Source organism: Methylotenera versatilis 79, from assembly GCF_000384375.1.
In the GTDB taxonomy this organism is placed as follows: domain Bacteria; phylum Pseudomonadota; class Gammaproteobacteria; order Burkholderiales; family Methylophilaceae; genus Methylotenera_A; species Methylotenera_A versatilis_B.
Window position 1 is genome coordinate 490,730 of the sequence record NZ_ARVX01000001.1, and the last position, 11,908, is coordinate 502,637.

Annotated in this window: 5 protein-coding genes; all 5 read right to left on the minus strand. The window is 42.7% G+C overall.

Features of this window, described 5'->3' with window-relative positions; all coding sequences use genetic code 11:
* Positions 1-29: 29 nt before the first annotated feature.
* Entirely contained in the window at positions 30-2,120 is a 2,091-nt protein-coding gene (fusA, locus tag METVE_RS0102535) for an elongation factor G (protein ID WP_020166882.1), read from the minus strand.
* A 123-nt stretch (positions 2,121-2,243) separates the two neighbouring features.
* On the minus strand, positions 2,244-2,714 hold the full coding sequence (gene rpsG, locus METVE_RS0102540; RefSeq protein WP_020166883.1) for a 30S ribosomal protein S7: 471 nt from the start codon (positions 2,712-2,714) through the stop codon (positions 2,244-2,246).
* Between the two features lie 86 nt (positions 2,715-2,800).
* Complete coding sequence (gene rpsL / locus METVE_RS0102545) at positions 2,801-3,190, minus strand: 30S ribosomal protein S12 (RefSeq protein ID WP_020166884.1); 390 nt, start codon at positions 3,188-3,190, stop codon at positions 2,801-2,803.
* Between the two features lie 208 nt (positions 3,191-3,398).
* On the minus strand, positions 3,399-7,661 hold the full coding sequence (gene rpoC / locus METVE_RS0102550; RefSeq protein WP_020166885.1) for a DNA-directed RNA polymerase subunit beta': 4,263 nt from the start codon (positions 7,659-7,661) through the stop codon (positions 3,399-3,401).
* Positions 7,662-7,677: 16 nt separating this feature from the next.
* Positions 7,678-11,850, minus strand: a complete 4,173-nt coding sequence (gene rpoB, locus METVE_RS0102555; RefSeq protein ID WP_020166886.1) for a DNA-directed RNA polymerase subunit beta — start codon at positions 11,848-11,850, stop codon at positions 7,678-7,680.
* Between the last annotated feature and the right edge of the window lie 58 nt (positions 11,851-11,908).

The window sequence follows — 11,908 nt, forward strand, 5'->3', positions numbered from 1 at the left end:
TTCCTTTATGTTTTATATATTAAGAACAATTATTTCTTATTCATAATGGCTTCCGCCACGTTTCTAGGTGCTTCTGTGTAATGCTTAAATTCCATACTGTAACTTGCACGACCTTGTGATAATGAACGCACGGTTGTTGAATAGCCAAACATTTCTGCCAACGGTACTTCTGCACGAATCACTTTACCCGTAGCATTGTCTTCCATGCCTTGAATCATACCGCGACGTGATGACAAGTCACCCATAATATCGCCCATATAATCTTCTGGCGTTTCAATTTCAACTGCCATCATTGGCTCAAGTAAAATTGGGTCTGCTTTACGCATACCGTCTTTAAAGCCGATTGAAGCCGCCATTTTAAAAGCATTTTCGTTCGAGTCAACATCATGGTATGAACCATCAAACAGGGTTACTTTTACATCAACCACCGGGAAGCCAGCCAACACACCTGAAGGGATTGTTTCGCGCAAGCCTTTTTCAACCGCTGGAATAAACTCACGCGGAACAGTACCACCCTTGATCGCATCAACAAACTCAAAGCCTTTACCTGGTTCATTTGGCTCCATAATTAGCCAAACATGACCGTACTGACCTTTACCGCCAGATTGCTTAACAAACTTACCTTCAACTTCGACTTTCTTCTTAATCGCCTCACGATAAGCCACTTGTGGCGCACCGACGTTTGCTTCAACGTTGAATTCGCGACGCATACGATCCACTAGAATCTCAAGATGCAACTCACCCATACCAGAAATAATAGTTTGGTTAGTCTCTTCATCTGTTTTAACACGGAAAGATGGATCTTCTTGCGCTAAGCGATTCAAAGCAACGCCCATTTTTTCTTGGTCGGCTTTAGTTTTTGGCTCAACAGCAACGTGAATCACTGGCTCAGGGAAAATCATGCGCTCTAAAATGATTTCATCATTTACTGAACACAAGGTATCGCCAGTAGTCGCTTCCTTCAAACCAATCGCAGCAGCAATATCGCCAGCACGCACTTCAGTTAAAGGCTCACGAGTATTAGCATGCATCTGCACAATACGACCAATACGTTCTTTTTTGCCTTTGATTGGGTTGTAAACGGTATCGCCCGCATTAATCACACCAGAATAAACACGGAAGAAAATCAGCTGACCCACAAATGGATCTGTCATGATTTTGAAAGCTAACGCTGAGAATTTTTCATCATCAGAAGCTTTTAAGAAAATTTCATTACCATCTTCATCTTCAGCACGAGTTGGCGGAATATCAGTTGGAGCAGGCATTAACTCAACCACTTTATCCAACATAGCTTGCACGCCTTTATTTTTAAAAGCAGAACCACAAACCATCGGCACGATTTCAAAGGCAATCGTACGCATGCGCAAACCAACCATGATGTCAGCCTCTGATAAATCACCTTCTTCAAGGTATTTATTCATCAGCTCTTCAGTGGCTTCAGCAGCCGCTTCAACCATGTTTTCACGCCATTTATCACATTCAGCTTTTAAATCGGCAGGGATTTCACGGTAATCAAATTTCATGCCTTGAGATGCATCATCCCAATACACAGCTTTCATTTTGATTAAGTCAACAACACCCTCAAACTTTTCTTCAGCACCGATTGGCACTTGCAATGGAATTGGGTTTGCTTTTAGACGTGCACGCATTTGATCGTACACTTTAAAGAAGTTAGCACCAGCGCGGTCCATTTTATTAACGAACGCTAAACGTGGCACTTTATATTTGTTAGCTTGACGCCAAACAGTTTCAGATTGTGGTTGCACACCACCCACAGCACAGTACACCATACATGCGCCATCAAGCACACGCATTGAACGCTCTACTTCAATCGTAAAGTCAACGTGGCCCGGCGTATCAATAATATTAATACGATGTTGATCGAATTGACCAGCCATACCTTTCCAGAAACAGGTAGTAGCAGCAGAAGTAATAGTAATGCCGCGCTCTTGCTCTTGCTCCATCCAGTCCATTGTTGCAGCGCCGTTATGCACTTCACCAATTTTATGGTTTACGCCAGTGTAGAACAGAATACGCTCTGTCGTCGTTGTTTTACCCGCGTCAATATGCGCAGAAATACCAATATTACGATAGCGTTCAATAGGGGTTATACGAGCCACGATACTTTACCTTTGCTTTTCAATTCGATCTTAAATTCTTAAAGAGCGGTTTAATTCTCACCACATCAATATTGCCTAAACTTTGTTTAGGCAATATTACAAACAACTAACTTATTAAAACAATTAGAATCTAAAATGTGAGAACGCTTTATTCGCTTCTGCCATACGGTGAACCTCTTCACGCTTCTTCATTGCAGATCCGCGACCTTCAGAAGCTTCAGCCAACTCAGCTGCTAAACGCAAACCCATAGACTTCTCACCACGCTTACGCGCAGCATCACGCAACCAACGCATTGCCAAAGCACTACGACGGCTTGGACGCACTTCAACTGGCACTTGGTAGTTAGCACCACCAACACGGCGGCTTTTCACCTCAACTAACGGACGTAAATTTGTTAACGCGAGTGTAAACACTTCAAGCGCATCTTTACCTGTTTTAGTGGCTACTTGATCAAATGCACCGTACAAAATACGCTCAGCAACAGATTTTTTACCGCCTGTCATTAGTACGTTTACGAACTTAGACACTTCAGTGCTTCCGAATTTTGGATCTGGCAGAATGTGGCGCTTGGGGACTTCTCTACGTCTTGGCATACTTCTCTCAATTCTCTTTGTATATATTTTAGTCGGCAACAGCGCTGACAAGGCTATTTCAAGCCGCCTTAATGATTAACTGCTAATTATTTAGCAGCTTTACCTTCTTTAGGACGTTTAGCACCGTATTTAGAACGTGACTGTTTACGGTCTTTAACACCTGCCGTATCCAAACTACCACGCACCATATGGTAACGTACACCCGGCAAATCTTTTACACGACCACCGCGCAATAGCACAACACTATGCTCTTGCAAGTTATGGCCTTCACCACCGATATAGCTAATCACTTCGTAGCCATTGGTTAAGCGCACCTTGGCAACTTTACGCAATGCAGAGTTTGGCTTTTTAGGTGTTGTAGTATAAACACGTGTACATACGCCGCGTTTTTGTGGACAAGATTCAAGTGCAGGCACTTTACTTTTTGTAACCACTTTAGCGCGTGGCTTACGTATTAACTGATTGATGGTTGGCATTGCCTATAACCTCTATAAAAAATTGCTTAACTGCATCTAAAAATGCTTGTTCATAAAATTTAGCCAACTAATTAGCTCTAATCTTGACTTAAGTCAGTTAGAACATGGCTAATCTAGAAAACCGAGTATTCTATTTAGCGCGAGGGAATGTGTCAAGATAAAATTCACCTTGACACATTTTTACCTCACTCAAATTAAAACGTTTAATTTACTCAGCAGGTGTTTCTACTACCGTTGCTTCAGTAGATTCCACTGCAGTTGCATCTGCAAATAATGCTTCTGCAGCTGCAATTTGCGCTGAAGGCGTTGCTGGTGTTAAGGCTGCAATTGCTGCACGTTTACGTGCCTCGTGATAAGCCAAGCCAGTACCTGCTGGAATCAAGCGACCAACAATCACGTTTTCTTTCAAGCCACGTAACTCGTCACGTTTACCTAAAATTGCCGCTTCTGTTAGTACACGCGTTGTTTCCTGGAATGATGCCGCAGAAATAAACGAATCAGTTGAAAGTGATGCTTTAGTAATACCAAGCAACACGTAATCAAATGTCGCAGGACGTTTGTCTTGTGCAACGATTCTTTCATTTTCTGCCAACAAATCCGCACGCTCTACTTGCTCACCCATGATAAAGCCTGTATCACCCGCATCTGAAACACGTACACGACGCAACATTTGACGCACAATCACCTCAATATGCTTGTCATTAATCTTAACGCCTTGCAAACGATAAACGTCTTGCACTTCGTCAATCACATAACGCGCCAATGCTTCACGGCCTTGTAAACGTAAAATGTCTTGCGGATCGGCTGGGCCGTCAACAATACTTTCACCTTTAGTCACCACTTGACCATCATGCGCTGTCACGTGTTTATCTTTAAGAATCAAGAACTCATGTGCAATGCCATCTAAATCAGTAATCACCAAACGTTGTTTACCTTTAGTATCTTTACCGAATGAAACGGTACCCGTTACTTCAGCCAACATACCTGCATCTTTTGGTGAACGCGCTTCAAACAACTCTGCTACGCGTGGCAAACCACCGGTAATATCACGTGTTTTAGATGACTCTTGTGGAATACGCGCGATCACTTCACCAACGCCTACTTCTTGACCATCTTTAACCGTAATAATGCAACTTAATTGGAAAGTAACGTTAACGGGTAAATCACTACCAGCAATTTTCACTTCAACGCCATTTGCATCTAACAACTTAACTTGTGGACGCAAACCTTTTGTTTGGCCCGCACGTTGTTTAGGATCGATAACCACTAATGATGACAAACCTGTTACATCATCGATTTGTTTAGCTACCGTGATACCTTCTTCAACGTTTTCAAATTTAATGAAACCTGCATATTCCGTAATAATTGGACGGGTATGTGGATCCCACGTTGCTAATACTTGACCAGCCTTAACGGTTTTACCATCAGTTACTGTCAATGTTGCACCGTAAGGCACTTTATGACGTTCACGCTCACGGCCATTTTCATCCGCGATAAGCACTTCACCATTACGTGAAATCACAATTTGCTCATTACGGTTATTGGTCACATAACGCATAGTAGAAGTAAAGCTTAATACGCCGTTAGATTTACTCTCAACAGACGATACAGAAGCTGCTCGCGATACCGCGCCACCGATGTGGAACGTACGCATCGTTAACTGTGTACCAGGCTCACCGATAGATTGCGCTGCAATCACGCCAACTGCCTCACCCATGCTGATTAACTTACCACGACCTAAATCGCGACCGTAACATTTTGCACAAATACCATAGCGTGTATCGCAGGTTAATGCTGTACGTACTTTTACTTCATCGATACCTAATGCATCGATTTTCTCAACCTCATCTTCGCCCAGTACGGTACCAGCGGTGTAAACTACAGCTTGCGTTTCAGGATTCAAAATATCAAACACGGTTGTACGACCTAAAATACGATCATGCAATGGTTCAACCACTTCACCGCCTTTAACTAAAGCTTTTGTTACCAAACCTTCAGTTGTGCCGCAATCATGCTCAGTTACTACCAAATCTTGCGTTACATCCACTAAACGGCGTGTTAAGTAACCAGAGTTAGCCGTTTTCAATGCCGTATCAGCCAAACCTTTACGTGCACCATGCGTAGAAATAAAGTACTGCAACACGTTAAGTCCATCACGGAAGTTCGCTTTAATCGGTGTTTCAATGATAGAACCATCTGGTTTTGCCATCAAACCACGCATACCAGCCAATTGACGTACCTGAGCTGCAGAACCACGCGCACCAGAGTCAGCCATCATATAAATCGCGTTAAACGATTCTTGTTTAAGCGCTTTGCCGTCTTTATCTTTTGCTTGCTTGCCATTCGCATCTAAAACAGGTTCTTCACGCAATTGCTTCATCATGGCATCAGCCACTTTGTCACCTGCGCGACCCCAGATATCCACTACTTTGTTATAGCGTTCACCTTGAGTCACCAAACCTGAAACATATTGATCTTCAATTTCTTTCACTTCATTTTCAGCAGCTGCAATTAATTGTGCTTTTTCTGGTGGAACCAGCATGTCATTAATTGAAATCGAAATACCCGCTTTAGTCGCGTATGTATAACCTGTGTACATCAATTTATCAGCGAAAATTACCGTATCGCGAATACCTACTTTACGGAAAGAAGCATTGATTAATTTTGAAATTTCTTTCTTTTTCAACGCCTTATCAATGAAACTGAACGGTAAGCCAGCTGGCAGAATTTCTGACAACAAAGCACGACCAACAGTCGTTTCGTAACGTGTGGTTTTCTCGGTTTTAACACCATCTAAATCAACATCAAACTCTTTAATACGCACGGTAATCTTAGCGTGCAGATCGATTAAGTTTTGATCGAATACGCGTTGCACTTCTTTAATATCCGCAAAACGCATACCTTCACCACGCGCAGAAACTTTGTCACGCGTCATGTAGTAAAGACCCAACACGATATCTTGCGAAGGCACAATAATCGGCTCACCGTTTGCAGGTGACAACACGTTATTTGAAGCCAACATTAAAGTACGTGCTTCCATTTGCGCTTCTAAGCTCAATGGAACGTGCACAGCCATTTGGTCACCATCGAAGTCGGCGTTGAATGCCGCACAAACTAATGGATGCAATTGAATAGCCTTACCTTCAATTAAGATAGGTTCAAACGCTTGAATACCTAAACGGTGCAATGTAGGCGCACGGTTTAATAGAACCGGATGCTCACGAATCACGTCTTCCAAGATATCCCAAACTTCTGGTCCTTCTTCTTCAACTTTTTTCTTCGCCGCTTTAATCGTAGTTGCTAAACCTAACACTTCCAACTTGTGGAAAATGAATGGTTTGAACAATTCCAGCGCCATTTTTTTTGGTAAACCGCACTGATGCAGCTTCAATGTCGGGCCAACCACAATCACTGAACGACCAGAGTAATCGACACGTTTACCAAGTAAGTTCTGACGGAAACGACCGCCTTTACCTTTGATCATGTCTGCTAATGATTTCAATGGGCGTTTGTTAGCACCAGTCATCACTTTACCGCGACGACCATTGTCTAACAGTGAATCTACCGCTTCTTGCAACATACGCTTTTCGTTACGTACGATAATTTCTGGCGCTTTCAACTCTAACAAACGTTTTAGACGATTGTTACGGTTAATCACGCGACGATATAAATCGTTCAAATCAGAAGTCGCAAAACGACCGCCATCTAATGGTACTAATGGACGTAATTCTGGTGGCAATACTGGCAAGATTTCAAGAATCATCCACTCTGGTTTAATACCAGACTTTTGGAATGCTTCTAATACTTTTAAGCGTTTAGCGATTTTCTTGATTTTCGCTTCTGAACCCGTTGCACCTAAATCGACACGCAATGTTTCGATTTCGTTATGAATGTTCATCGTGCGCAATAATTCACGCACCGCTTCAGCACCCATTACCGCATTAAACTCATCGCCATATTCTTCTACTTTGGCAACATAGTCATCTTCTGTTAGCAATTGACCACGCGTTAACGGTGTCATGCCAGGATCAACGACGATAAATGCTTCAAAGTACAACACACGCTCAATATCACGCAAAGCGATATCCAATACCATACCCAAACGGCTTGGTAATGATTTTAAGAACCAGATATGCGCAACTGGTGAAGCCAATTCAATATGGCCCATACGTTCGCGACGTACTTTACTTAACGTTACTTCAACACCACATTTTTCGCAGATTACGCCGCGATGTTTTAAGCGTTTATATTTACCGCATAAGCACTCATAATCTTTAATAGGGCCAAATATTTTTGAGCAGAATAAGCCGTCACGTTCTGGTTTAAACGTACGATAGTTAATGGTTTCTGGTTTTTTTACTTCGCCATAGGACCATGAACGGATTTTTTCAGGTGAAGCCAACGCGATTTTAATCGCGTCGAACTCTTCTTCTTTGGTTACCTGTTTAAATAAGTCTAATAGAGCTTTCATGTGAATTCTCTCCTAATTAGTTACGGTCAAGGTCAATGTCGATAGCAAGTGAACGGATTTCTTTCACTAACACGTTAAATGATTCCGGCATACCGGCATCAATTTTGTGTTCGCCTTTAACAATATTTTCGTACACTTTGGTACGGCCATTCACGTCATCTGATTTCACTGTCAACATTTCTTGCAATGTGTAAGATGCGCCATAAGCCTCAAGCGCCCAAACCTCCATCTCACCAAAACGCTGACCACCAAATTGCGCTTTACCGCCCAATGGTTGTTGTGTCACCAATGAATATGGACCTGTAGAACGCGCATGCATTTTGTCATCCACCAAATGGTGCAGTTTCAACACGTGCATGTAACCAACAGTCACAGGACGCTCAAACGCATCACCAGTACGACCATCAAACAATTTCACCTGTGTTTTACCAGCAGAGAACTGCAATTGTTTTGTGCGTGCATCATCATCAGGGAAAGCTAAATCCAACATCGCTTTAATATCAGACTCTGCAGCACCATCGAATACTGGCGTTGCAAATGGAACTCCTGATTTCAAGTTACGGGCAAGCTCTAAAATCTCAACATCTGTGTAAGATTTGATATCTTCTTTTTTACCCGTGCTGTCGTTGTAGATTTGTTCTAAGAATTTGCGAATTTCAGCCACTTTAACTTCTGACTCCAGCATTTCTTGAATACGTAAACCTAAACCTTTAGCAGCCCAACCCAAATGCACTTCTAAAATCTGACCAATGTTCATCCGTGATGGAACGCCAAGTGGGTTCAACACAATGTCACACGGCGTACCATCTGCCATGTGCGGCATATCTTCTACCGGTACGATTTTTGAAATAACACCCTTGTTACCGTGACGACCAGCCATTTTATCGCCTGGTTGAATACGACGCTTAACAGCCAAATACACTTTGACCATTTTTTGTACACCTGGTGGCAATTCGTCACCTTGTGTTAACTTGCGTTTTTTCTCATTAAAGCGATTATCAAACTCAATACGTGCTTGGCTCAAGCTGTCTTTCAACTGCTCTAATTGACGCGCTGCTTCTTCATCGCTCAAACGAATATCGAACCAATCGTAACGACCAACAGACTCTAAATACTCAGCGCTTAATGCATCACCTTTTTTCAGCTTGTTAGGACCGCCAGTAGCTGCTTTACCTTCAAGCAAACGACGAATACGACCGAACGCATCATCTTCTACAATACGCATTTGGTCCGCCAAATCAGTTTTGTAATGATTCAATTGGTCATCAATAATCTGTTGCGCACGTGAATCGCGATCAATACCTTCGCGTGTAAATACTTGCACATCAATCACCGTACCGCTCATACCTGATGGCACACGCAATGAAGTATCTTTTACATCAGACGCTTTTTCACCGAAAATCGCACGTAATAGTTTTTCTTCTGGTGTCAGTTGCGTTTCACCTTTTGGCGTCACTTTACCAACCAATACATCACCTGCTTCTACTTCAGCACCAATGTAGATAATGCCAGACTCATCCAAACGACCCAACATACGCTCGCTTAGATTAGAAATATCCTGCGTAATCTCTTCCGCACCTAATTTAGTATCACGTGCAACCACTGATAACTCTTCAATATGAATCGAAGTGTAACGATCATCAGCCACTACGCGCTCTGAAATCAAGATCGAGTCTTCGTAGTTATAGCCATTCCATGGCATAAAACCAACCAGCATGTTTTGACCTAAAGCCAACTCACCCATATCGGTCGATGCGCCATCGGCAATAATATCGCCACGTGCTAATTTGTCGCCGATTCTAACGAGCGGACGTTGGTTAATATTGGTATTTTGATTAGAACGCGTATATTTAGTTAAGTTGTAAATATCTACACCCACTTCACCCGCTTTTGCTTCATCATCGTTTACACGAATCACGATACGGCCAGAATCAACGTAATCGACAATACCGCCGCGACGTGCTTGCACTGTTGTGCCAGAGTCAATCGCTACTGTACGTTCAATACCAGTACCAACTACGGCTTTTTCAGCGCGTAAACATGGTACAGCTTGACGTTGCATGTTGGCACCCATCAATGCACGGTTCGCATCATCGTGTTCCAAGAACGGAATTAATGAAGCTGCAACCGATACAATTTGACCAGGCGCAACGTCCATATATTGCACGCGATCAGGTTGTGTCATCGTAAATTCGTTGTGATAACGTGATGAAATCAAATCATCGGTAAATACATTCTTGTTATCCATTTCAGTGTTTGCTTGCGCAATCATGAATTGGCTTTCTTCAATCGCCGATAAATAATCAATCGTGTCAGACACTTTATTACCTTCAACACGGCGATAAGGCGTTTCCAAGAAACCATATTGGTTAGTACGCGCATACAAAGCCAGCGAGTTAATCAAACCAATGTTTGGACCTTCCGGTGTTTCAATCGGACATACACGACCGTAATGCGTTGAGTGAACGTCGCGCACCTCAAAACCTGCACGCTCACGCGTCAAGCCGCCTGGGCCTAATGCAGAAATACGGCGTTTATGCGTAATTTCTGACAATGGATTAGTTTGGTCCATAAATTGTGAGAGTTGGCTTGAGCCAAAAAATTCACGAATCGCGCTTGAAACTGGTTTTGCATTGATTAGATCATGCGGCATTAAATTATCAGATTCAGCTTGGCTTAAACGCTCTTTTACAGCGCGCTCAACTCGTACCAAACCAGCACGGAATTGGTTTTCTGCTAACTCACCCACTGAACGAATACGACGATTACCTAAGTGATCAATATCATCAATCTCACCACGGCCATTGCGTAACTCTAGCAACACGCCAACAACCGCTAAAATATCATCGTTAGATAAGATATTTGCACCTTGGTCGATTTGCGGGCCAACGCGCTCATAAAAAGCACGCATCCAGTTTGCACTGCGTTCTTCTTGTTTGCTTGGATAAGCGCGGCGGTTAAATTTCATGCGGCCAACTACTGATAAATCGTAGCGATCTTCATTAAAGAACAAGCCTTTAAATAACGCTTCAACTGCATCTTCTGTTGGCGGCTCGCCTGGACGCATCATGCGATAAATCGCTACTTTTGCACTGTATTGATCCGGGATTTCATCAATGCGCAAAGTTTGCGAAATAAAGTCGCCATGATCTAAATCATTGGTATATAACGTTTTAATTTCAGTGACTTTTGCTTCAATCAATTTTTCGATCAAATCTTCAGTCACTTCATCATTGGCATGAGCAACCAACTCGCCAGTTTCTGTATCAATGATGTTATTGGCAATCGCACGACCCAAAATAAAGTCAGTCGGCACTGTGATTTTAGTCACGCCAGCTTTTTCAATATCACGAATATGCTTAACGGTAATGCGCTTGTCTTTAGCGACTAAAACTTCACCCGATTTATCAGCAATGTCAAACTTAGCCACTTCGCCACGTAAACGATCTGCAACTAAAGTAAACTCCACGCCTTTTGGGCCAATATGGAAAGTATCTGTATCGTTAAACGTTTGTAAAATTTGCTCTGGTGTGTAACCCAATGCTTTAAGCAAAATAGTCACAGGCATTTTGCGACGACGATCAACGCGGAAATACAAGTAATCTTTAGGATCAAACTCAAAGTCTAACCATGAACCACGGTAAGGAATGATACGTGCTGAAAACAGCAATTTACCAGATGAATGTGTTTTACCACGGTCATGCTCAAAGAACACGCCTGGGCTGCGGTGCAACTGCGAAACAATCACGCGCTCTGTACCGTTAATCACGAATGAGCCGTTTTCAGTCATCAAAGGCAATTCGCCCATGTAAACTTCTTGCTCTTTCACTTCTTTAACAGTTGGCTTTGAAGCCTCTTTGTCCATAATGGTTAAACGCACTTTAACGCGCAAAGGCGCTGCGTAAGTTAAACCGCGTTGTTGACATTCTTTGACATCAAACGGCTCAGCGCCTAATTGATAGCTCACGTAATCTAAACGCGCATTGCCAGAATGGCTGACAATAGGGAATACAGAGCTAAAAGTAGACTCTAATCCGTTATTGGCGCGTTTGTCTGCTGGAATTTCAGCTTGTAAAAATGCTTTATATGACTCTAACTGCATCGCGAGCAAGTAAGGAATCTCTTGCACACTTTCACGTTTGGCAAAGCTTTTGCGAATGCGTTTTTTTTCGGTAAAGGAATAGCTCATAGCGTCTCCTGATATTTTGAGGGTAGAAGACAAAACACTTTCATCCATTTCAATGTTT

Excerpts from the sequence above, each read along its gene's own strand:
- rpsG (WP_020166883.1), bottom strand. The coding sequence starts at position 2,714 with ATGCCAAGACGTAGAGAAGTCCCCAAGCGCCACATTCTGCCAGATCCA.
- rpsL (WP_020166884.1), bottom strand. The coding sequence starts at position 3,190 with ATGCCAACCATCAATCAGTTAATACGTAAGCCACGCGCTAAAGTGGTT.
- rpoC (WP_020166885.1), bottom strand. The coding sequence starts at position 7,661 with ATGAAAGCTCTATTAGACTTATTTAAACAGGTAACCAAAGAAGAAGAG.
- rpoB (WP_020166886.1), bottom strand. The coding sequence starts at position 11,850 with ATGAGCTATTCCTTTACCGAAAAAAAACGCATTCGCAAAAGCTTTGCC.